Here is a 22,914-nt window from a genome sequence, read left to right as displayed (position 1 = left end):
TGGTCGAAGCATCTCTCCCGCAGTAATAACATCGTTGGCGGCACAGATGCTTCGACCAACTCCGCCTGATGGTTAGACCTAGGTCATTACGCGGCGCTACAGTCGCACCGGGATGCCATCGGCCCGCAGGTGCTGCTTCAGCTCCGCAATGCCGATTTCGCCGAAGTGAAAGATGCTAGCAGCGAGGCCCGCGTCGGCGTTGGCTTGCTGAAAGACGGCCGTGAAATCCTGCTTGCTGCCGGCTCCGCCCGAGGCCACCACGGGCACGGAAACAGCCCGGGACACTGCACCGGTCAGATCCAGCGCAAAGCCGTCTTTGGTGCCGTCGTTGCTCATGGAAGTCAGCAGAATCTCCCCGGCACCGCGCTCGGCCACCTCGCGCGACCATTCTACCGCATCGTGGCCGGTGTTATGGGTGCCGGCGCGGGTGTATACCTGCCAGCCGTTTTCCACAGTGTAGCGCGCATCCACGGCCACCACAATGCACTGTGAGCCGAAACGACGCGCTAGCTCGTCGATCAGCTCCGGGCGGTGCAGCGCGGCCGAATTGATGCTTACTTTATCGGCGCCGTTGAGCAGCAAGGCTTCCACGTCGGCCACCGTGCCGATGCCGCCCCCCACGGTGAAGGGAATATCTAGCTCGCGGGCCACGTCGCGCACCAGCGCCACCAAGGTAGTTCGCTTCTGGTTCGTGGCCGTGATGTCAAGAAACACGAGTTCGTCGGCGCCTTCGCGGGCGTAGCGGGAAGCAAGGGCCACGGGGTCACCGGCGTCGCGCAAGCCTTCAAAGCGCACCCCTTTCACGGTGCGGCCGTCTTTCACGTCGAGGCAGGGAATAATGCGTTTGGTTAGCATTTGATTCGAGATGTAGCGCGAAGCACAGGCTTCGCGCATCGTTGAACGATAATCGCTGCATCGCCTCAAACCCGGCGAGCAACGACGCGCGAAGCACAGGCTAGGCTACTGCCCTCCTGCTGTTCGCGCCGCCTATTTGGCTACAGAAACTTCTTCAGCTCTTCCAGCTTAATGGTGCCCTCGTAGATGGCCTTGCCGATGATAGCGCCGTACAAGCCGGCCTCGGCTAAGGCTTCTACGTCGGCCAGGGTGGTCACGCCGCCGCTGGCGACGAGTTGGGCCGCCGGAAACTGCGCGCGCAGCGCCTGGTAGCTTTCCAGCGCGGGCCCTTGCAACTTGCCATCCTTGCTCACGTCGGTGCACACGAACGTGGTGGCGCCAGCCCCTAGGTACTCGCCAATAAACTCGGCCAGCGTCCGCTCACTTTGCTCGGCCCAGGCATTGATGGAAATATGATTATTCCGAAAGTCAGCGCCCACGATAATCTTCTCCGCCCCGAAGGTTTGGAGCCAGTTACGCACCGTTTCGGGCTCACGCACGGCAATGCTGCCCGCCGTGATTTGGGCGGCACCGGCGTCGAATGCTTGGCGCACCGCGTCCTCACTTTGCAAGCCGCCGCCGAAGTCGATGGTCAGTTGAGTCTGGCGGGCAATGCGCTCCAGCACCGGCAAATTCACTGGGCGCTTGGCCCGGGCACCGTCGAGGTCCACCAGGTGCAAGCGACGCACGCCGTGCTGTTCGAAGCGTTGAGCTACGGCCAGCGGGTCGTTGTCGTAGGTGGTTTGCTGGGCAAAGTCCCCTTCCGTTAGCCGCACGCACTGGCCGTTTATTAGATCAATAGCGGGTATTATTTCCATGTTGATTTAGAACGTAGAGTTTAGATCCTAGAGCTTAGAGAATTTAAGTAAGCCTAGCACAAAGTCTCACTGCTAGGTTCTAAGCTCTAACTTCTAAGCCCTCTACTTACAGCTTCAAAAAGTTCTCTAGAATGCGCGTGCCGACGGGGCCGCTCTTCTCGGTGTGAAACTGCACAGCGTAGAAATTCCGGTGCTGCACGGCGGCGCTGAACGGCGCGGGGTACTCGGCCTCGGCAATGGTGTACTCACCAACCGGGGCGTAGTAGCTGTGCACGAAGTACACGTAATCCTCGGCTTGCAGGCCCTCGAACAGCGGGGACCGGAGGCGCTGCAAGGTGTTCCAGCCCATGTGCGGCACCTTATGCTGAGCGTCGGCGGGGAAGCGTTTCACCTCGAAGGGCAGGATGTTCAGTAGGTCGGTGTCGTTCTCCTCGCTGTGCGTGCCGAGCAGTTGCATGCCCAGGCAAATACCTAGGAAGGGCTGCGTTAGGGTGGGCAGCAATTGGTCGAGACCTTGGGCACGCAGCTCGCTCATAGCAGAGGCCGCTTCGCCTTCACCAGGGAACAAAATCTTATCGGCCCGCCGAATTACTTCCTCGTCGGAGGTCAGGGTAGCCTGTACACCTAGGCGTTCTAGGGCAAACAAAACCGACTGCACATTGCCGCCTTTGTAATCAATAACCGCTATTTCCATTTGAGAAATAATCGATGTTTATTCATTTGTTAATAAGCTCAGCTACCTTTTGCCCTTCTTCTTTGCAAGCATCTAGACGCTGTGCGCAACGCAACAAAGAAACCAATAAGACGAATCAAGGAGCTGGTAATCAGACCAAATAGTCTTTATCCATTTGTTAAAACAAATGGATAAAGACTATAAAATACCTTTGGTACTAGGTATCTCCATCTTCGCCGCATCGCGCACCAGCGCCATCTTAATAGACTTCGCTACTGCTTTGAAAATAGCTTCGATCTTGTGGTGTTCGTTCTGGCCTTCGCACTTAATGTTGAGGTTGCAACGGGCGGCGTCGGAGAAGCTCTTGAAGAAATGGTAAAACAGTTCGGTGGGCATATCGCCTACTCGCTCGCGCTTAAACTCCGCTTCCCACACCAGCCACGGCCGGCCCGAAAAGTCGATGGCAGCTTGGGCCAGGGCGTCGTCCATGGGCAGTAAAAAACCGTAGCGCGCCAGGCCCCGCTTATCGCCGAGGGCTTGCGTGAAGGCTTCGCCCAAGGCTATGGCTGTATCCTCAATGGTGTGGTGCTCGTCGATGTGCAGGTCGCCTTGCACGTCGATTTTCATGTCGACGCCCGAGTGCTTGCTGAGCTGGTCGAGCATGTGGTCGAAGAAACCTAGGCCGGTGTGCATGGCGGGGCGGCCGGCGCCGTCGAGGTTCAGCTCCACGCGGATCTTGGTTTCGTTTGTGTCGCGCTGCACCACGGCCCGGCGAGCGGGCAACCGCAGGAACTGAAAAATGTCAGCCCAACTCGTCGTGGTAAGCGCGGCGCGCGGGTCAGCTTCTTCGCGCAGCAAAATCGACTGGCACCCTAGGTTCTGGGCGAGCTCCACGTCGGTGAGCCGGTCGCCGATGACGAAGGAGTTTTGCAGGTCATAGCCGGCCGCCGAATCTAGGTACTCGGTGAGCATGCCGATGCCGGGCTTGCGGGTTGGCCGGTTCTCGTGGGGGAAGCTGCGGTCGATGTGCTCACGCACAAACTCCACTCCTTCCCCGCGCAGAATGTCGAGCATCAGCTTGTGGGCGGGCCAGAAGGTATCTTCCGGAAAGCTATCGGTACCGAGGCCGTCTTGGTTGCTCACCAGCACCAGCTCATAATCTAGCTCACTGGCAATGCGGGCGAGGTTACAAATGGCGCCCGGCAGAAACTGAAATTTATCCGGCGTCAGCGCGTCAATCTGCTGGCTCGGTTGCGGCTCAATCAGGATGGTGCCGTCGCGGTCTATAAAGAGGACTTTTTTCATAAGAAGCGCGAATGGAATAGTTCGCGTGGTAGGCTGCAAGCGCGAAGCTACGGCTTCGCTTTTTGATAGGCGGCACACGGCCGAATTTTCTCGAAGCAGGTTGTCCTTCCGAACTGCGCGAGGAATCTGAGTTTACATCCCGGAGAATAACCTAGGTTCTTTTACCTAGATTCCTCGCGGCGCTCGGAAGGACAAACGACAAGCTAGCTTTCCTCCTCCTGCTGCTGGTCCAGCAAGGTTTGGATGAACGAAGCATACGTTTCGCCGAACGGCAACTCCAAATCGATTTTCAGCCGGCGGCGAGCGGTATGCACGGTTTCCTGGGTGAGCGGGTTGAAGCCGGGTTTGGCGTAGGTTTCCCAGTACAACCCTACGCCGCGTTTTTGCCAAGCGGGCAAGTTGTTGTAGTTGATACCTTTTGCGAACAACAAATCGTGCTTGGCCGCGGTGCCTAGCCCGAGGACTTGCCCCGTTGCCTCCGCCACCGAATGACCTTGCTTGCGCAGCATCCAGTAACAATGAGCGTTCAGCGCATTGCGGCCGGCATCTTCCTGGCGCCACCGAAAGTAATCGATGACATCTTGCTCGCGCGGCAACTGGGAAATGCGGCAGTCGAACACGCCGATGGCACCTAGCTTCAGGGAAAATGCCGCCGAGGCTTCGCCGGCCAAGATGGAGTTGTACTTGCGCAGCTTCCGGCCGAAGGTATTTTCCTCGGGATGCAACAACAAGGAAATTTCGTCACTCTGCGTGTAGCCGTACAAAATGCGGAAGCCGCAGCCGAGCAAGTGCGTGACGGTGGCCGTCATCAGCTCGCGCATGCGTTCGTCGAACGGCGCTTCAAACGGGTGAACTTCCTTGGTCAGACGCGTGAAGCCGCGCCCATCCAGGCGAGCCACCAGATAAAGGCCCGGCAGAGCACAATGGTCGTGGGCCGTTTCAAACACGCGCATCCGCGTATCTAGCTCGTCAAATTTCATCTTGCCAGTCGGTAACTGTAAATTCCTGATCCGCGCCGATGCGCACGAAGTACAACCGGTCAAATCCTTCCGCGCGGCTTGGCGGCTCCAACCGGTTGCGCGTGCCCTTGATGCCGCGGTCCGGTACCTGTCGCTCGGGTGGGCGCTGCTGGTTGCGCACCAAGGCTTCGGCGGCTATCGACTGAAAGAAGTAGCCGACCACCTCAAACCCCGCCGCCCGCGCCGGCTCGATGTACGCAGCGCGCTCGGCGCGAGTCGGGTTGGTGTTGTCAATGACGCAGCGCATCTTGGTTTCGAGGCACAACTCGAGCATTCGCCGCTCCCGGTGGCGCGTGCGCAACAGGTCCATACTGATGCGCACGTGCGAATGGAAGAACTGGCGCTGGTAAAACGTCGACTTCCCCGTTGCCTGAATGCCGCAGAACACCACGAGTTGCATACCTAGGTTCAGCCCTCGTACTGCTGAAGCGCCGCCAGCAAGGCGTCGTTTTCCTCGGGGCTGCCCACCGTCAGGCGCAAGCAGCCGGCGCAGCCGGGCTGGGTCGTGCGGTTACGCACCACGATGCCTTTTTCCAGCAAGTAGTCGTACACGGCCGTGGCATCGGGACGGAAGCGGGCGAGCAGGAAGTTGGCATCCGAGGGGAAAACTTCTTTCACGATGCTCACCGCCGGCAAACGCTCGGCCAGCCAGTCGCGGCCTTTCAGCAGCTCCGTACGCATGGCTTCGAAACGCTCTGCATCTTGCAAAGCCGCCAGCGCATGCTGCTGCGTGGCCTCCGATATATTATAAGGAGGCTTGATCTTATTGAGGTAACTGATGATTTCGGGCGAGGCGAACGCCATGCCGAGGCGCAAACCGGCGAGGCCCCACGCTTTGGAGAAGGTTTGCATCACCACCAAGTTCGGAAACTCGGCTAGGCGCGTGGTCCAGCTTAGCGCGGTGGTGAAGTCGGCGTAGGCTTCATCCACAATGACCAAGCCGCCGAACCCACGCAGAATTTCTTCCACGGCTTCGGCGTGGAGCAGGTTGCCGGTTGGGTTGTTGGGCGAGCAAATGAACACCAGCTTGGCCTGCGACGCGTTTACTTGCGCGACGATTTCAGACGACAACTGAAAGTCGGCGGTGAGCGGCAGGCGCTCCACGGCCACGTCGTTGAGGTTGGCGGCTACCTCGTACATGCCGTAGGTTGGCGGCAAGATCAGAATGCTGTCTTGACCGGGCACGCAGGTCAGGCGCACGAGCAAATCGATGGCTTCGTCGGAGCCATTACCTAGGAAAATCTGCTCGGTCGCCACGCCTTTCAGCGGCGCCAAGGCCGCTTTCACGGCCCGCTGGTGCGGATCGGGGTACCGGTTGAAGCGCTCCGGGCCGGCGCTGCCGAGGCTATTTTCGTTGGCGTCGAGCATGACGCGGGCTTCCCCCTCAAATTCGTCGCGGGCGGAAGAGTACGGTTTCATGGCCCGTACATTCGGGCGGACTAGGCTTTCAAGATCAAATAACATTTCGTTTCTCATGTAACATCTACCATTTAACAAGGGCTGACGAAGCGGTGGGCAAGCCGCCAAAGCTAGGTCGCGCCTTTTGGAGCGGGACCCTAGCTAGCCCTAGCTATGCAGCATTCTGGTTTTCATTGTACGTTACTTGTTAAATGATCAATGTTAGCGGTTCACCGAAATGGACTCTAAGCGCAAAGTCACGGCGCGGGCGTGGGCGTGCAAGCCTTCGGCTTCGGCCATCGTTTCCACTACCGGCCCCACGTGCAGCAAGCCTTCGGGCGTAATGCGTTGAAAGGTGATTTTCTTCAGAAACGAATCGAGCGACACGCCACTATAGTTGCGGGCGTAACCGCCGGTGGGCAAGGTGTGGTTCGTGCCCGAGGCGTAGTCGCCGGCGGCTTCCGGCGTGAGGTGGCCGAGGAACACGGAGCCGGCGCTGGTCACGCCCCCGGCCAGTGCCTCTGGGTCCTGCACCGACAGAATAAGGTGTTCGGGCGCGTACTGATTAGAGAAGAACAGCATTTCCTCCGGCGTGCGCAGCAAGATGGCGCGGCTCTCGGCCAAGGCGCGGGCGGCAACGTCGCGGCGTGGCAACTCGGCTAGCTGGCGTTCTACCTCGGCTGTTACCAGCGGCAGCAACTCCACCGAATCGGTCAAGAGCAGCACTTGCGAATCCGGGCCGTGTTCGGCTTGGCTAAGCAAATCGGCGGCAACGAAGGCTGGATTGGCCGTGCGGTCGGCAATAACCAGCACCTCCGACGGACCGGCCGGCATGTCGATGGCTACGCCGTGCTGGGTGGCGAGTTGCTTGGCGGCCGTCACGTAGCGGTTGCCGGGCCCGAAGATTTTATCCACGGCCGGCACGCTCTCGGTGCCCCCCGCTAAAGCCGCAACAGCTTGCGCCCCGCCGGCTTTCACAATCGTTTGAATGCCGAGCAGTTGGGCCGTAAACAGAATCACCGGGTTTACCGAGCCATCTTTCTGGGGTGGCGTCGTTAGCACCACTTCCGGACAAGCAGCCAACCGGGCCGGTACCCCGAGCATTAATAAGGTGCTGAACAACGGCGCCGAACCGCCCGGAATGTACAAGCCCACCCGCTGCACCGGTACCGACTTACGCCAGCACGTCACGCCCGGCATGGTTTCAACCCTAGGTTCTTCCGTGCGCTGGGTGGCGTGAAACTTCCACAAGTTGGCGTGGGCCTGCCGGATAGCCGTTTGCAGTTCGGCCGGTACTTGCGCCTCGGCGGCCGCCAGCTCTTCGGGTGTTACGCGCAGCTCGGTGAGCGTGGCGCCGTCGAGTTCGGCGGCGTACTGGCGCAGGGCCTCGTCGCCGCGCTGGCGCACGTCGTCAAAGATCTGGCGCACGCGCTCTTCTACCTGGCGGGCTTCGCCGGCCGCGGCGCGCTGCTGGAGCGCGGGCCACTCAGCTGAAACAGGGTATTGAAAAACTTGCATAAGCGTGACTGCAGGACGGAGCAACTAAGTAAGGGCGTGAATGAGGTCGGTCAACGATAACAACTCACGCAAGCACTCAGCTACTCCGTCATCTCTTAGCTGATCATTTTCTCGATGGGGAGTACTAGGATGCCTTCGGCGCCCACGGCTTTGAGCTGGTCGGTGACATGCCAGAAGTCGTCTTCGTTCACCACGGACTGCACCGACACCCAGCCTTCTTCGGCGAGCTTGGTAACGGTGGGCGACTTGATGCCGGGCAATAAAGCTTTCACCTGGTCGAGGGCCGCAACGGGCGCATTCAATATAATGTACTTGTTGCGGCGGGCGCGGCGCACGGCTTGCATGCGGAAACGCAGTTGCTCCAGCAGGTGCTGCTTTTCAGTGTTCAGATTCTGGTTGGCGATGAGCACGGCTTCGGAGCGAAATACGGTTTCCACCTCGCGCAGCCCGTTGCCCAGCAGCGTGGAGCCCGACGACACGATGTCGCAGATAGCGTCGGCTAGGCCAATGCTGGGGGCAATTTCCACCGAGCCGCTGATGGTGTGCAACTGTGCCTGCACCCCCTCGCCGGTTAGGTAGCGACCTAGGATTTCGGGATAGGAAGTCGCGATGTTCTTACCCTGCAAACTCGCTACGGAGCTGTATTCCGCCCCGCGCGGTACGGCCAGTGACAACCGGCACTTGCTGAACCCAAGGGCTTCGACCTCCAACTTGGGGAAGCCGGCTTCCACCAACACGTTCTGGCCCACAATACCAAGGTCGGCCACGCCGTCCTGCACGTAGCCGGGAATGTCGTCGTCGCGCAGGAACAGGATTTCAAGCGGAAAATTAGTGGCTTCGGTCTTGAGCTTGTAGGTGCTGCTAACGAACGAAATACCGCACTCACGAATCAGATTCAGGGAATCTTCGCTTAGGCGGCCCGACTTCTGGATGGCCAGACGGATCATGGGGTAAGAGTTGAAGGTTGAGGGTTGAATGTTGACTTGGCTTCAGAACCGCTCAACACTCGGAATACAAGAAGGATAATGGGGGAGCGTGTGGCCGTAAGGGCAAAACGGCCGGGGCCGCCTTTTCGGGCGACCAGGGAAGCTAGGTAACTTCCCCGCGGGGGCAATATGATTGTGTGCTTCCTCTAGAAAGAGGAATGATGTCCGTGCTCATGATGGTGCGGCGCGCGCAGGTCGCTGGCAGCCGTGCCCACGGCGGGGGCGGCCCAAAAACCAGGAGTGCGAAAAAGAGGCGCGGCGAGAGACATAGGACTGAATTGCGCAGCAAAAGTAAGCGCTCAGCCGAGGCTAGAAAATTTTTCCTTCAAAAAATTACGCGGAAAGCGGATATTTGTCGTTTTCTAGCCCATCGGGCTGATTTCTGGCGTCCTTGGTTCTTACGAGTTAGCGGCATTGCGCGGCGGCTCATCCTCACCTACTTGCGTTTGCCCATGTTGTTTTCTCGTCTGCTTGCTGGTTGTTGTCTGGGCTTCACGTTAGTTGGCGTGCCGGCCCTCGCGCAGACTCCGGCGCCCCTGCCCACCCAGCAGCCCCAGGGCGTGCAGCTTCCCTTACCCCAGGCGAGTCCCCATGTTGTCTTGCAGCAAAATATTGGCCTAGCTACCGTCACCGTCGACTACCATGCGCCCGGCGTGAAAGGCCGGCCCGTGTGGGGCCAGCTGGTTCCGTGGGAGGAAGTGTGGCGGGCGGGCGCCAACGAAAACACCCTACTGACCTTCTCCGACACGCTCACGGTAAACGGGCAAGTAGTACCGCCCGGAAAATATTCGTTCTACGTACTGCCCCACGCCGAGCGCGATTGGGAGCTGATCCTGAACCGCATCACCACGCACTGGGGCAACGAGGGCTACGACCCCAAGGACGACCTGGTGCGCTTACCCATTGCCTCGGAGCAGGCGCCCTTCCACGAAACCCTCCTGTACTGGTTTTCGGACGTGGTGCCCGCCGGCGGCAAGCTCAACCTAACCTGGGAGAAACGCACGGTGAGCCTGCTCATTGAGAGTGATGTGCACGGCAAAGTACTGACGGGCATCACCCAAACGCTCACCCAGAACCCAAATAACTGGCAGCTCTTAGCCCAAGCGGCCGAGTACCTAGTGCAAAATAACATTCAGGCCGAGCTAGCCCTGCGCTACATTAACGAATCGATCCGCCTGCACGATGTGTACAGCAACAACTGGATCAAGGCCCGACTCTTAGCTTCGCAGAAAGATTACACCACCGCCATCGAATACGGTCGTAAAGCCCTCAAAATGGGTGATAAAAGCGACATCACCTTCAAAAACCAACTCGCTGATATGCGCGTCCGCCTGACGGAGTGGCAAGGCAAAGCGTACTAAAAGAAGCGCTGAAAGAGGAGAGCCGGGAACATTGACTTTGTACGGATTATAGTCCAAACAAAAGTCAACGTTCCCGGCTCTCCTCTTTCAGCGCTTTGCTTTAAAACCTAGCTATTACCCGCAGATTCACGACCCGCTGCGACAAGTAGTTGGGCACGGAATACGTGACGGCGTTGATGTCCTGCACGTAGCTGTAGCCACCCACGTTGTTGGCGGCTAGCACGTTGAGGATTTCCAAACCCAACCACAAGCTTTCGAACTGCCCGGCCCGGCGGCTAGCTTCGGGGCTGTTGCTGAGGGCAATAACCTTGGAGAAACCTAGGTCCACGCGCTTGTAGGAGCGGCTAAGTTTGCTCGTGCCGCGCTGCTCGGGTACGTCGGGGGGCGAGAACGGCAGGCCCGACCCAAACACCAGGTTCACGTAGCCGCGCACCGACGGGTTGTTGGGCAGGTGATCTTGGAAAAACACCCCTAGGTTCACGCGTTGGTCGGTGGGGCGGCGAATGTAGCCCTTGGGCTCCTTCCCGATGGGGTTATTCTGGGCATCAAACCTAGTGATAGAATCTCCCACCAGGTTTTCACGGGTAGACTGCACCCCGAGGCTAAACCACGACTCGGCGCCCTTCACGAACTCCCCCGCCAAGCGGCCTTCGAGCCCGGCGGCGTACGCCTTGGCGTTGTTCTGGGCAAAGTAGCGCAGCCGCACGTTGTCCACGTCGTAGGGCACCACGTCGGTGAGGTACTTGTAGTAGGCTTCACCCGTAAACTTGAAGTCGCGGCCAGCTTTGTTTTTAAAGCGGATTTCATTACCCACAATAAAATGCAGGGAGCGTTGCGCCCGTAGCTCGGGGTTGAGTTGCGCTTGCTGCACAAATACTCCTTGCGCGTCGCGGCTACCAATCTGATTGCGCAGTTCGCGGTAGAACGGCGGCTGGTTGTATACGCCCGTGGCAAACTTATAAGACACATTGGGCCGACGACGCGGCGTGAAGGCATACTGCACCCGCGGACTCACGGTCAGTTGCCGGTTCACGGTCCAGTAGTTGGCCCGCACGCCGTAGGTCAGCGTGTGCAGCGAGTCGAGGTCGATGGTATGCTGCGCGTAGCCTTGGTAGCGGTAGCTCGCCAGATTCAAATCGGAGCGCAGCAACGAGCGCCGACGGTCGGGCACGTAGTCGGCCGAGTCGATGAAGCTGTATTCGTCAAGCGTGTCGTGAATCTTTTCGCGGCCACCTTTCACGCCCCAGCGCACGGTATGCTGGCGACCAGGCGTCCAGCGCCCCCGCGCTTCCAGCGTGGCAATGCGCGCCGTGAGGTTGTTGCGCGAGTGGTCGAAGCGTGACCCTACGTCGCGTTGGCGCACGGCTTGGTTGTAATCCTCGGAATTTGGGTCCCGGTTGATGTCGGCGAAGGTGTAGGCCGCTTCCACATCGCGGTACTCAAACTCGCGCGAAATTAGGGCGCTGGCCAGCAGTTCCCCTTGCAGGTTTGGGGTAAAGTTGTGGCGCAGATTCAGCCCCCCCTGGTAGGTGTCGTACTGCATCCGCTCCCGGCCGGTGTAGCCGATAAACACCCGCGTTAGCTGGTTGGTGGCCGTGCTGAACGTTGCCTGCCCCGTTTCGGGTGTGAAGCGGTAGTCGTTGTGGGCGAAGGTGGTGAGCAGCCCGAGGGTGGTGCGCTCCAGGTTATCCCGCGGGCCGAGGGCTAGGTTGATATTCGCTTGCCCGTCGTAGAACGTCGGGTTGTAGCCGCCGCGCGCCTGCTTCAGCGAGTTGAGCACGTACTGGGCATTCTTGTAGCGAATACCGGCCAGGTAACTCACGCGCTTGTTGGCCGAGGCCGCGCCCACGTGCGCCGTACCGCCCACGAGGCTCGCCGTCGCGGAAGCTTCGAACTTAACCGGGCGCTTATAATCAATGCTCAGCACCGAGGACAGCTTATCGCCATACTTAGGCTGCCAGCCACCCGTCGAAAATTCAATCTTGCTGACGAGGTCCGGGTTCACGAAGCTCAACCCTTCCTGCTGGGCCGCCGTCACGAGGAAGGGCCGGTAGATCTCGAACCCGTTCACGTACACCAGGTTCTCTTCGTAGTTGCCACCCCGCACCGAGTAAGTACTCGTCAGTTCGTTGTTGGCCACCACGCCGGGCAGCGTGGTCAGGATCTTGTTGAAGTCGCCAAAGGCCGAGGGGATTTCCTTGGCCGCGCGCGGATCCAGGTGCGTGACGCTGACTTGCTCGCGGGTGTCGGCCTCGTCGGAGCGACCCCGCACGACTACGTTGTTGAGGCGATTATCAGTGGCTAGGGTAATCACTAGGTTTTGAGCCGCCGCCACGTTCAACGGCAGCCGCTGGCTTTGAAAACCTACGCGCCGTGCAATAAGCACCAGCGGCTTAGCCCCCGCGGGGGGCCGGGCCACGGTGAAAGAAAAACGGCCACCTGCGTCGGTGGTGGCGCCGCCGGGTTGGCCCTCCACGCCTACCACTACCAGCTCCAGCGGCTGGCCGCCCGCATCGCGCACGGCCCCGGCCACGAGCGCCCTGGCTACCTGTTGGGCTACCGCGGCTGGCAGAGGGGCCAGCAAGAACAGCAGGCCGAGCACCGACAACGGCTTTTTCACGCCACTACGATATAGGTGCTGCATTAGCCTTTTCCTTGTTCCGCTGCGCCGATGCTAGCCGACAAGTGGGCCCGCATATTGGCTAAGGTAGCCACTGGTCCTTCGGGCGAGTTGAAGACAAAGCTCCCGGCCACGAGCACATCCGCACCGGCTTCCACCAAGGCGGCCGCGTTATCGAGCGTCACGCCGCCGTCGACCTCAATTAGGGCCGACGAGCCGCAATCGTCGAGCAGTTCCTTCAGGGCCGCCACTTTACGCAGCGTATTGGGAATAAACGTTTGCCCACCAAAGCCGGGGTTTACCGACATAATGAGCACTAGATCTAGATCGGCGGCAATATCTTCTAGCAGCCCCACGGGCGTATGCGGGTTGAGCGCGACGCCGGCCCGGCAACCTAGGTGCTTGATTTGCTGCACCACCCGGTGCAGGTGCGGACAGGCCTCGTAGTGCACAGTGATACTTGCCGCGCCGGCGTCGCGGAAGGCAGCTAGGTAGTTTTGCGGCTCCTCAATCATGAGGTGTACATCAAAGGGTTGCCGGGCGTGCCGGTGCACGGCTTGCAGCACGCCTGGGCCAAAGGAGATATTCGGCACGAAGCGGCCATCCATCACGTCATAATGCAGCCAGTCGGCGGCGCTGTCCGCTAGGCGCTCTACTTCCGCTTGCAGGTTGCCGTAATCGGCAGCGAGCAGCGAAGGAGCGAGCAACGGCGCCATACGGCGAGTAGTAGTATCATTCATAGCACGAAAATAAGCAGTTGCTCGTTGCCGGTTTGCAACAAATTCACGGGCCTTGGCGCGTAGCTACCCTATTGCAAGTTTTGCAGGGGCGCCTAAGTTCTTCAATGGCCATGTCGCTAACGCTGCGTGTCCCCTAGCATTGTGAGCTTTAGCCATAAAAAAGCAGAAGCCTCTTGCGAAGCTTCTGCTTTTAGTAGTCACCCAGGTGCGAGGCACTCCAGCGGCGCCTACAGTTTCAGGAAGCGGGCGGCGCGCGGCGCAGCGTTGGTTGCCTGCACCGTACAGTTGTACACGCCTTGGGTAAGCGTCCCGGTTTGCAGCGTCACGCTGGCCGCGGCGGAAGCCCGTACTTGCTGCTCGGCCACCAGCGCCCCGCGCCCATCATAGATGCGCACGAACAAGGTCTTGCGTTGCAGTTCTGTTGGTAATACCAGCGTTAAGGCCTCGCCGGCGCTCGGGTTGGGGTACACAGCTAGCTGAGGCTGAGCCGAAGCGCGGCCTTTTGTGGCCAGCGGCGTATTGGGGTTCGCCAAATTATAGGCCCGGACAAAATCGGGAATGCCAAAACCTAGGCTGTTATCGGGAGCATTTACCTGCGTGCCGGAGCGCTTCAGATAAAAGATTACTTGCTGAGCCGTGAGCCGCGGGTTGGCCTGCCAAAAGTCGGCGGCCATGCCCGCCAAGATGGGGCACGAGAAAGAAGTGCCGCTGTTGCGCACGGAAGTACCGGTGGCCGAAATAACCGCCGCCGATGTACCGAGCGCCGCCAAATCCGGCTTGATGCGGCCATCGGCCGTGGGGCCGAAGGAGCTGAAAGAAGAGCGCACCATGGCCGATGTTACCGAGCCCACGCTAATAATAGAGTCGGCATCGGCGGGGGCTCCGATGTAGCGCCAGGCACCGGCGCCATCGTTACCGGCCGAATTACACACCAGCATGCCGACGCGGGCGGCAACAGTTGCGGCCCGCGACACGATGGTGGTGCGGCCGTTCATATCAGCGTAGGTATGACTCAGAGCCGTGTTGTCGAAGGTAGTGTAGCCCAAAGACGAGCTGATGACGTCGACCCCGGCCGAATCGGCGTACTCGGCGGCAATCAGCCAGTTAGCTTCTTCCACGGGGCTTTCCGTATCCGTGTCCTCCGTGATGAGCAGCCGGTACGTCGCGTTGGGCGCCGTCCCGATAAACAACCCGGTCTGGTTGGCGCCCATGGTTGACAACGTATTGGTACCGTGGCTACTGCGCGTGTACACCGCGGTGTTCTTCTCCACAAAGTTGAACACACTGGCAATACGGTTTTCGTTGCGGAGCGCCGCGAAGGGTGAAGCCGTGTTCACCCCCGGAAATCCTCCGTCGAACACAGCAATCTGTATGCCTTCTCCCCGGAAGCCCGCGTCGTGCGCACGCACGGCCCCGATCATATTGGCCTGCACGTAGGCATTGCCATAATCAGCGGGAACGGCGGCGACCGACGCCGTTGTAGCGGCTACGCTTTCTTCTAGCTCTTCTTTTATAATACCCGATTCGGTATCGGTGAGGTTCAGCACCTGGCTGCTGCGCACGAAGGGCAGCGCATTCAGGGTGGCTAGCACGCTTTCGTCGCAGGATACCACGGCGGCGTTGAACCACCGCGAGGTGTACCAGAGCTGCACGCCGGCCACGGCCTTCACTTGGGCAGCGTAGCTGGGGTTCACGGGCAGGTCGCGGGGCAGCACGGCGATGCCTTGCTTGGTGCGCCGCGCAATGGCCCGCGCCGACAAGTACGCCTGCGGCTGCGCCGTGCTGTAGGGCGAGTTGGCCTTGTCCTTAAAGTAAATCAAATACTTGTGCACGGCGGTGGGTTCTACCCGCGCAACAGGCGGCGCGGCAGCACCCACAGCAGGCGCCAAAGCCCCCAGCCAGAGTCCGGAGGATACGAGAAGCGTAGAAATTTGCATAAGATGGTGATTGGTTGGCGGTTAAATATAGCTCCCAATTCGAGATTACCTCTACTACGTAGACTTTTAAATCCGCCGCCATGTTTTCCGCCATCAGCACAAAAAAAGTGGCTGGTCATCGCCAGCCACTTTCCTTTCCTATAATACTTCTTTCTGCTGCTTACAAACGCCCGGACTCCACCAGCGTTTCTGAGCGCACCCGACCTAGGTAGATGTAGGCCTTATTGGGAGAACAGTTGCCGGAGGCCGGGCAATACTGGTAGCGCCGCCGCACTCGGTACACCAGGCCCATATCGCGGGCGTATACCTGCCGGTACTTCGCAACCTGCCGGATGCCGTCGTCGATAATTTGCCCGTAGGAATTTACCCCGCTGTCTTCCGTCGTGACGGTTTGCTCGTAGTGCAGCGTCTTGCCGCTGGTGGTTATGTCGAACGGTTGGCCCGCCCGCTTGTAGCTACGGTTTTGAAACGTCACCGTATCCAGCGTGTTGTAAGCATCTCGGTTCCAAGAGGTTCCTTCCTGCACTGGAAACACTAGCTCCACCGTCCGGCGATTGTTGCGGGTCAGCAGCACCGTTTGCACCGAAGGGTTTACCAGCATCACGCTATCATCCTGCCAGGCATCGGTGGTGGCGTTGCGCTTGGAGCGCACCACGCGGTAGGCTAGCTGCCCGGCCGCATCGGTGAAGCTTTCCGCAACTCGCTCCCGAAACTGAAACCGCGTCACCCCAATCACATTGTTGTTCCAGGTGCTATCAATAACGTTGTAAGTGCGGTACGTCCCCACCTCCACGGGGTAATATTCGGTGCCGGCTTCCAGGCCCGGCTCCGTTTCGGTTTTGCACGCCGTCATGGCCAGGGCTAGCAGGCTCGCGCCCACGAAGCCGCCACGCAATACAGAAGAAAAAGTAAACCGTTGGGGCATAGAAGAAATTCTAACTAGAAGGCTCAACGGCCCAGGAGCTACCCCCTAGGCCATTGAGTAATCTATATAAATCAGACCGTCAGCGCAGTAGCGCCCGTCGTGGCAACGGGAACCTCGCCAATAACGTGCCGTTCTATCCAGCCGCCGCCGAGCACGTCGTTGCCCTCGTAGAAGACGGCGGCCTGCCCGGGTGTGATGGCGTGCACGGGCTGCTCGAAGTACACGTGAACTTTGTCGCCGATCTGCTCCAGAAACGCGGGTGCTCCGTCGTGGTTGTAGCGAATCTTGGTGACGCTGGGCACTAAGCCGCGACCTTCCAGCGAAGCGTATTTGCCTAGGTTTAGCTTGCCCACCACGGTTTGGGAGCTTGCTAGCTCGTCGTAGTTGCCGAGCACCACTTGGTTTGTTTCGGGCCGAATCTCCGTTACGTAGACCGGGAAGCCTAGGGCAATACCTAGCCCCTTGCGCTGCCCGATGGTGTAGAATGGGTAGCCTTCGTGCTTGCCCACCACGGTGCCGTCGCGCAGGATGAACTCGCCCCCGGCCACGCGGGCTTCCAGCCCTTCCACGCGGCGGCGCAGGAAGCCGCGGTAGTCGTTATCGGGGATAAAGCAGATTTCGTAACTCTCGGGCTTGTTCACGAGCGCCGTGAAGCCCCGCCGCCGCGCTTCGTCGTAAATTTCCGTTTTGCGCATGCCGCCTAGCGGAAACAAGGTGCGCGCCAAGCTAGCCTGCGAGATGCCCCACAAGGCATAGCTCTGATCTTTGTTTTCGTCGAGGCCTTTGCTAATTACGTAGCGGCCGTCTTCTAGGCGCACGTTGGCGTAGTGGCCCGTGGCAATAAACTCGCAGCCGAGTTGATCAGCGCGGCGCAACAGGGCGTCCCATTTGATGTGGGTGTTGCAGAGCACGCACGGGTTCGGCGTGCGCCCAGCCAGGTACTCGTCGGTGAAGTTGTTGATGACAAAGTCGCCGAACTCGTCGCGGATGTCGATGATGTAGTGCGGGAAGCCTAGCTCCACGGCAATGGCCCGCGCGTCGTTAATGGAATCGAGCGAGCAGCAGCCCGTCTCTTTCTTGGAACCACCCGCCGAAGCGTAGTCCCAGGTTTTCATGGTCATGCCGACTACTTCGTAGCCTTGCTCGTGCAGCAGTACCGCTGCCACCGAGCTGTCGATACCGCCGCTCATCGCGACAAGCACCCGTCCTTTGGTCGTATTCATAGAAGTTGGAAAAACGCCCGGAAGTCCAAAGTTTCCGGCCGCAGTAGAAGACCCACCAAAATTGTTTTAACGCGCAAACCGAAGAAATCCAGCAGAAAGCAATTGCTCTTTCGTGCTTTGTTCAAAACGCTTTTAGTAGGAAGATGACAACGCAACGCCGACTGCGTTGGTGCCCTGTTTACACAGCAAAGTTAACGCAACACCAGCAAATGACTTCACTTAAATACTGCTTGGCCAGGCAAGCACGACTCGCGCCAAGGCGACACGAAACGCAAGCAGCGAACAAGACCTAGGTAGCTGTTCAAAAAAGCTAGGCAGCGTGCCTAACAAGCCGTGCGTAGGCGCCCCGAAGCTGAAACCAGCCGTTTCGCCGGCTGATGCACCCACGCAGCAAAAAGCCCTTGCTGTGGAGCAAGGGCTTTTCGGGTCGATGGTAGTAGCTAGTATTCTTTAGCTAATGGTATCCGTGCTAGAAGCCGTGGCCGGTAGAGCAGGGCTACCGGCGGGCTTGCGCTTAACGAAAGCAGCCGGCCGGTTAGCTCGCGGGCGAGCATGCGTAAGTGCAACGCTTGCCGCAAGTTCTACGGGCGCGGCGTCGGCGGCCAGGGTAGCTTTAAGTTGCTGCTTGCGCTGCTTAATTAGCTCTTTCGCCAAGCGACGCACGGTTTTCGTCAGGGCTTTGGGTGGAGTAGCTTCTGCGTCCAGCACGGGCTCCAGCTGCGGCGCGAGCAACGTCAGAAGCTCTGCGGTGAGGGCCTGGTGCTCGGCTTTCGCGGCGGCTTTGGCCGCTTGCTTAGCCTGCTGACGCTGTTCGCGGGTCAACTGCTTGGCTAGCTTGTCGAGCGTACCGGTCAGGGATTTAGTAGGCGTGTGCTCCGCGAGGTAGGGCTGCAACCGCTCGGTGAGGTCGGCAGCAACGGCTTGCTGGTGAACTTTCGCTTTCATAGAAGTTTGACGAGATTAGAAAAGAGGTAAGCTGTTCAACCTCGGCTTAGGGAGTAGCACAGAACAATTCAGGCTACCAAGCTGGCTAGGCACAATACGCGACAAGCAGATCGTCGCAAAATAGAGTGGCTGCCGGCTCCACCAGGTGAATCAGGTTACCGCAAAGTTAAGACTTCTCGGCAGCAAGCTCGACGAAGACAGCACTTTTCAATGTTAAGTTTTCACCCTGGCAAGTCCGCCGCCGGCAACCTACGCAAACTGGTAGCTCCTTACGTGTCAGGTCGATGCGTAATACAGCGACGCTTAGCACGCTTTGTCCCGAAAACACAAAGGCCCCGGCGTTACAGCGCCGGGGCCTAGCTAGTTGCTAATAATGTGACACAATAGCCTTAGTACTCACACTGTCTTTTGCACTGCAAAATTGCAGCTTAGGTGTTACCTGAATATGACCCAAGAGTTATGATTAAGCATCGGGCCAACTGGTGCTAGAGCCGCTGAAAGATGGGGTACAGCGTCGTGCGCCTAGTCCGTTGGTCGTAGACTGTCACGGGTATTCGCGTGGAAATTCGGGCTGCTAAGCTAGCTCAACCGTGTAGAGTTTACACAGGCTTCATCTTGGACGGGAAGTTGGTCACATTCAAGCAACATACCACTTGTACTTTGCCGCACTTTTCTTTCACGTTCTCTCTACTGTATGAAGGCCAAACATCTACCTATTCTGTGGGCTGCTAACGCGTTGATTGCTAGCACTTTGTTTCTCGTCTCTTGCCAAGACGACGGTGAGTTGCCAAGCCTGTTTTCGTACCCTGCGTTTGCCGAGGCCAGTAACCCCAGAGTACTTTCCACGGCTCCCAACGGCACGACGATTTACGGGGGTGGCTTTGGCTCGTCCCTCGTTGCCGACCCGCGTGACCCCAAAGTCTTTTACTTGCTCACCGACCGCGGCCCCAACACGGCTGGCACGGCGGCCAACTCCATCATCCTGGGCAAAGCTGATTTCACTCCGCAGATTGGCAAGTTTCGGGTGGTGGGCAAAAGCCTGGTCCTGGAGCAAACCATTCTGCTGAAAAATGCGGCTGGTCAGGCGCTTACCGGCTTGCCGAACCCGAGTGGGCAGGGCAGCACCGGCGAAAACGCCTTTGATCTGAATGGGCAGCCGCTGGCTCCCGACCCCGAGGGCCTCGACTCCGAAGGCTTGGTGCTAGCCGCCGACGGCACCTTTTGGGTGAGCGACGAGTATGGTCCCCACCTCACCCACTTCGACGCCACCGGCCGCACCCTAGAGCGCATCAATCCTTTTGGGACTGGCACGGGCGGCCGCACGCTGCCCCGCGTGCTAGCCCGCCGGCGCCCCAACCGCGGTATGGAAGGCCTCACCATCACCCCCGACGGCAAAACCCTGGTGGGCCTGATGCAGTCTCCTTTGTATAACCCCTCTTCGGCCGCGGTTTCTGGCTCGACGGTGCTGCGGGTCGTGACGTTTGACATTGCCACGGGGGCTACCAAGCAGTACGCCTACCTAATGGAAAATGCCAGCCTAACCGGGTGCAGCGAAATTGCGGCCATTACCAACACCACGTTCCTAGCTTTGGAGCGCGATGGCAATTACGGCGGCAGCCCCACGGCGCCGGCCACGTTCAAGCGCGTGTATAAGTTCGACCTAGCCGGCGCCACTGACCTTTCCGACCCAAGCAACGCCGCCACGGGCAAGCTCTATAATGGCCTGACCGTGGAGCAGTTGAAAGACAAAACCGGCTTGCAGAACGCTGGCGTGGTACCAGTCACCAAAACCCTGGTGTTCGACCTGCTAACCGATATTTCGCCCGTGTACCCTCACGATAAAGCCGAAGGCCTCGCCTTGTTGCCCGACAATCAGCTCGCTATATCCAACGACGACGACTTTGGTGTGATCGACAACGGCCAGAACGGTTTTGCCCCGAAAACGCTGCCGGCTACCGGGCAAGTCGACAAAAACCGCATCTACTTTGTGAAGCTGAAAACGCCGCTGAAGTAACTAAAAACCAACGAAGCGAAGCGCGACCGGCGTGAGTTTAACGACTCACTCTGGTCGCGCTTTCTTTTACAAAACGCTTGTTGGCCTTCCCGCAGCTGACGCAGCAGTTTCATAATCAATAGGTAACCTAGGGGCAACACCGCTGTACGCCGAAAAACACACCTTTGTCTTCGGAAAACACCACACTATTCCCGGCCTCCCGAAGCCCCGTACGCAGCGTCGATGCTGCCCGAGCTACTGTCGCGCATTGTCGCCTTTCGCCCCACGCCACGACGGCAAGTTGGTTTTCACCTGTTATTCTTTTCTTGTGCCTGCCCCTTCCACGCACAACACCTTACAACGCTGGCAACTGCAAACAGCCTTGAGCTTGTTTGTGGGCTACAGCGCGTATTACTTGTGCCGCTCCAACCTAGCTATTGCCGCCCCCTTGCTCATTCGTGAGTTTGGCGGGCGCGGCCTGAACAAGGAAGTGCTGGGACAAATTGCCTCGGTGGGCGTTCTGTTCTACGCGGCAGGCAAAGTCGTCAACGGCGTATTAGGCGACTTTTTGGGCGGAAAAAAGGTCTTTTTGCTAGGCATGGTGGGGGCGGTGGCCGCTACGGTAGCCTTTGGCCTAGGGCAGGGCGTAGCTGTGTTTTTTGGAGCTTGGGCCCTCAACCGGCTGGTGCAATCCATGGGGTGGGCCGGGCTAGTCAAGACCACAGCCAACTGGTTTTCCTACCAGTCCTACGGCAAGATTATGGGGCTGCTGAGCCTGAGCTACTTATTCGGAGATATTGTAGCGAAGCTGCTGCTGGGGCAACTGTTGGCGGCGGGGCTCGGGTGGCGCAGCTTGTTCATGGCGGGGGCGGGCCTTCTGGCGCTGGTAGCCTTAGTCAACTGGTTTACCCTAAAACGTAGCCCGGAAAGCGTAGGAGTAGCAGCCCCACCGGTTAGTCCCGAAAACCTCTTTGGCAGCGCCGATCCGACGACCGAACAGCCTGCTTCTCTCCGTGCCTTGCTACGGCCCTACTTTCGCAGCCCGGCCTTCCTGCTGATGCTCGCCATGTCGTTCGGGCTAACGGCCGTGCGGGAAGCGTTCAGTTTTTGGCTGCCCACTTACCTGGTGGAGGCCGCGCACCTTACCGAAAGCACCGCCTCGCGGTGTAGCGCGCTGTACTCCGTGTTCGGCATGGTTTCCATTCTGGGGGCCGGCTACGTCTCTGATGCGTGGCTGCGCGGCCAGCGCGGGCTGCTCATCCTGGTGGCGTGCGTACTTCTGCTCCCGGTGCTGCTCCTGATGACCCAACCCGTGGACAACAGCACTTGGCCACTGCTGCTTACCTCCCTCACCGGCTTGCTCTTGCTCGGCCCCTACTCCTTCCTGGCCGGCGCCATGTCCTTGGATGCTGGTGGGCGGCAAGGCGCCGCTACCGCCTCAGGCCTCGTCGATGCAGTGGGCTACGTGGGCGGCACCCTCGCTTTGTGGCTCACGGGCCGACTGGCGGAGTACCAAGGCTGGGGCAGCGCCTTTCTGGCCCTAGCCCTGCTGGCGGGCGGTACGGCGGTGGCTGCCTTGGTTTTCTACCGCACCCAGGAGCAGCAGCCAACGCCTACGTTAGCCCTAGAATAGCTAGCCAGTTGTTTACTTATATGAAATAGCAGGTCACAATTAGGTAACGATTTTATAACGAATCGGCGATCTGTTTTTACGTGGCAAATAAGTCCTTTGTCAAAGCATTATAGTACAACAGAGCTCCTTATCCTGTTCTGAGCTTCTTAGAGCTTCCTTCCCACCCTTCGCGAAGCCGCCCTTCCTCGCACGCCGCTTTTTTGCCTTCTATGCAACAGTCTGGCCAGTAGCAGCTCGCCTAGCTCGCCGCGCTGGTCGTTGCTTGGCCTCGCACCACCCGCGAGGGCCTAGCCCCCTCACTTACCTTACCCTCAAGCCCTCAGATGACCTCCGGTACTGACAATCCGCGCGATACGGTGGAGCACCTTTTTGCGCTCTATCAGGAGCACGGCAGCGAAGATTACATCGGCGAGCCGGTGTCGCAGCTCGAACACATGTGGCAGGCGGCCGCCCTGGCCGAGGCTGAAGGCTACGACGACGAAGTGGTGCTGGCCGCTTTTTTCCACGACCTAGGCCACCTGTGCGCCGCGCAAGAGGAAGCCGACTCCATGGCAGGCTTTGGGGCCGTGAATCACGAAAAGCTCGGCGCCGACTACCTGCGGGCCTGTGGCTTCTCCGAGCGCATGGCGCAGCTGGTCGAGAGCCACGTGGTAGCCAAGCGCTACTTAACCTTTAAATACCCCCACTACCTGCGTCAGCTTTCCCCGGCTAGCCTAGCCACCCTAGCCTTCCAGGGCGGTGTGATGACACCCAGCGAAGCAGCTGCGTTCGAGCAAAACCCTGACGCCGACATCATTATCCAACTGCGCCGTTGGGACGACTTGGCGAAAGAAGAAGGCTTACCTACCGGCGACCTAGCTCATTTCAAGGACATGGCCCTCAGGCATTTAACTACTCAGCTAGCCTAAGCCCAGGCTCCGAGCCAC

The 22,914-nt window shown here is 59.2% G+C and carries 20 protein-coding genes; 4 read left to right on the top strand and 16 right to left on the bottom strand.

Annotation, left to right across the window (positions count from 1 at the left end):
- Positions 1–96: 96 nt before the first annotated feature.
- From hisF to BXP70_RS30790, 10 genes are all read right to left on the bottom strand, one after another.
- Positions 97–855: an imidazole glycerol phosphate synthase subunit HisF gene (gene hisF / locus BXP70_RS08225; RefSeq protein WP_086593789.1), complete on the bottom strand. Its 759-nt coding sequence runs from the start codon at positions 853–855 to the stop codon at positions 97–99.
- 140 nt (positions 856–995) lie between these two features.
- Positions 996–1,712 carry a 1-(5-phosphoribosyl)-5-[(5-phosphoribosylamino)methylideneamino]imidazole-4-carboxamide isomerase gene (gene hisA / locus BXP70_RS08220; protein WP_086593548.1) on the bottom strand — a complete coding sequence of 239 codons (717 nt, stop codon included), beginning with the start codon at positions 1,710–1,712 and terminating at the stop codon, positions 996–998.
- A gap of 106 nt (positions 1,713–1,818) precedes the next feature.
- A complete protein-coding gene (gene hisH / locus BXP70_RS08215) occupies positions 1,819–2,406 on the bottom strand; it encodes an imidazole glycerol phosphate synthase subunit HisH (RefSeq protein ID WP_086593547.1) in 588 nt (195 codons plus the stop codon).
- Between the two features lie 177 nt (positions 2,407–2,583).
- On the bottom strand, positions 2,584–3,690 hold the full coding sequence (gene hisB, locus BXP70_RS08210; RefSeq protein ID WP_086593788.1) for a bifunctional histidinol-phosphatase/imidazoleglycerol-phosphate dehydratase HisB: 1,107 nt from the start codon (positions 3,688–3,690) through the stop codon (positions 2,584–2,586).
- Between the two features lie 203 nt (positions 3,691–3,893).
- Positions 3,894–4,670: a tRNA(His) guanylyltransferase Thg1 family protein gene (locus BXP70_RS08205; RefSeq protein WP_086593546.1), complete on the bottom strand. Its 777-nt coding sequence runs from the start codon at positions 4,668–4,670 to the stop codon at positions 3,894–3,896.
- Entirely contained in the window at positions 4,660–5,109 is a 450-nt protein-coding gene (locus BXP70_RS08200; RefSeq protein WP_086593545.1) for an ATP-binding protein, read from the bottom strand. Before BXP70_RS08200 ends, BXP70_RS08205 begins: the two co-directional genes overlap by 11 nt.
- A gap of 8 nt (positions 5,110–5,117) precedes the next feature.
- Positions 5,118–6,173 (bottom strand): histidinol-phosphate transaminase, encoded by a 1,056-nt coding sequence (gene hisC / locus BXP70_RS08195; protein WP_086593544.1) that lies wholly within the window; start codon positions 6,171–6,173, stop codon positions 5,118–5,120.
- 156 nt (positions 6,174–6,329) lie between these two features.
- Positions 6,330–7,625 (bottom strand): histidinol dehydrogenase, encoded by a 1,296-nt coding sequence (gene hisD / locus BXP70_RS08190; RefSeq protein ID WP_086593543.1) that lies wholly within the window; start codon positions 7,623–7,625, stop codon positions 6,330–6,332.
- 95 nt (positions 7,626–7,720) lie between these two features.
- Positions 7,721–8,572, bottom strand: coding sequence for an ATP phosphoribosyltransferase (hisG, locus tag BXP70_RS08185; RefSeq protein ID WP_086593542.1), 852 nt, complete (start codon positions 8,570–8,572; stop codon positions 7,721–7,723).
- A 185-nt stretch (positions 8,573–8,757) separates the two neighbouring features.
- Positions 8,758–8,880 carry a hypothetical protein gene (locus tag BXP70_RS30790; protein ID WP_262490751.1) on the bottom strand — a complete coding sequence of 41 codons (123 nt, stop codon included), beginning with the start codon at positions 8,878–8,880 and terminating at the stop codon, positions 8,758–8,760.
- Between the two features lie 183 nt (positions 8,881–9,063).
- On the opposite strand from BXP70_RS30790, the gene BXP70_RS08180 reads away from it, so the two are divergent.
- Positions 9,064–9,972, top strand: coding sequence for a DUF2911 domain-containing protein (locus BXP70_RS08180; RefSeq protein WP_179197624.1), 909 nt, complete (start codon positions 9,064–9,066; stop codon positions 9,970–9,972).
- A 100-nt stretch (positions 9,973–10,072) separates the two neighbouring features.
- Here the strand turns inward: BXP70_RS08180 and BXP70_RS08175 are convergent, their stop codons facing one another.
- The 6 genes from BXP70_RS08175 to BXP70_RS08150 all read right to left on the bottom strand — a co-directional run bounded on the left by BXP70_RS08175 (position 10,073) and on the right by BXP70_RS08150 (position 18,362).
- A complete protein-coding gene (locus BXP70_RS08175) occupies positions 10,073–12,616 on the bottom strand; it encodes a TonB-dependent receptor (RefSeq protein ID WP_086593540.1) in 2,544 nt (847 codons plus the stop codon).
- Positions 12,616–13,308 carry a ribulose-phosphate 3-epimerase gene (gene rpe / locus BXP70_RS08170; protein WP_086593539.1) on the bottom strand — a complete coding sequence of 231 codons (693 nt, stop codon included), beginning with the start codon at positions 13,306–13,308 and terminating at the stop codon, positions 12,616–12,618. Before rpe ends, BXP70_RS08175 begins: the two co-directional genes overlap by 1 nt.
- A 251-nt stretch (positions 13,309–13,559) precedes the next feature.
- Complete coding sequence (locus tag BXP70_RS08165) at positions 13,560–15,269, bottom strand: S8 family serine peptidase (protein ID WP_086593538.1); 1,710 nt, start codon at positions 15,267–15,269, stop codon at positions 13,560–13,562.
- Between the two features lie 160 nt (positions 15,270–15,429).
- Entirely contained in the window at positions 15,430–16,194 is a 765-nt protein-coding gene (locus BXP70_RS08160; protein ID WP_086593537.1) for a hypothetical protein, read from the bottom strand.
- A gap of 71 nt (positions 16,195–16,265) precedes the next feature.
- Positions 16,266–17,417 (bottom strand): tRNA 2-thiouridine(34) synthase MnmA, encoded by a 1,152-nt coding sequence (gene mnmA, locus BXP70_RS08155; RefSeq protein ID WP_086593536.1) that lies wholly within the window; start codon positions 17,415–17,417, stop codon positions 16,266–16,268.
- A 450-nt stretch (positions 17,418–17,867) separates the two neighbouring features.
- A complete protein-coding gene (locus BXP70_RS08150; protein WP_086593535.1) occupies positions 17,868–18,362 on the bottom strand; it encodes a hypothetical protein in 495 nt (164 codons plus the stop codon).
- Between the two features lie 694 nt (positions 18,363–19,056).
- On the opposite strand from BXP70_RS08150, the gene BXP70_RS08145 reads away from it, so the two are divergent.
- The 3 genes from BXP70_RS08145 (at position 19,057) to BXP70_RS08135 (ending at position 22,896) form a co-directional block, all read left to right on the top strand.
- Positions 19,057–20,376: an esterase-like activity of phytase family protein gene (locus BXP70_RS08145; RefSeq protein WP_086593534.1), complete on the top strand. Its 1,320-nt coding sequence runs from the start codon at positions 19,057–19,059 to the stop codon at positions 20,374–20,376.
- 307 nt (positions 20,377–20,683) lie between these two features.
- Positions 20,684–21,988: an MFS transporter gene (locus BXP70_RS08140; RefSeq protein ID WP_179197623.1), complete on the top strand. Its 1,305-nt coding sequence runs from the start codon at positions 20,684–20,686 to the stop codon at positions 21,986–21,988.
- A 323-nt stretch (positions 21,989–22,311) separates the two neighbouring features.
- Positions 22,312–22,896 carry a phosphonate degradation HD-domain oxygenase gene (locus BXP70_RS08135; protein ID WP_086593532.1) on the top strand — a complete coding sequence of 195 codons (585 nt, stop codon included), beginning with the start codon at positions 22,312–22,314 and terminating at the stop codon, positions 22,894–22,896.
- Positions 22,897–22,914: the final 18 nt, after the last annotated feature.

Source organism: Hymenobacter crusticola (genome assembly GCF_002154225.1).
Lineage (GTDB): Bacteria > Bacteroidota > Bacteroidia > Cytophagales > Hymenobacteraceae > Hymenobacter > Hymenobacter crusticola.
This window is presented reverse-complemented; position numbering and strand designations above follow the sequence as displayed.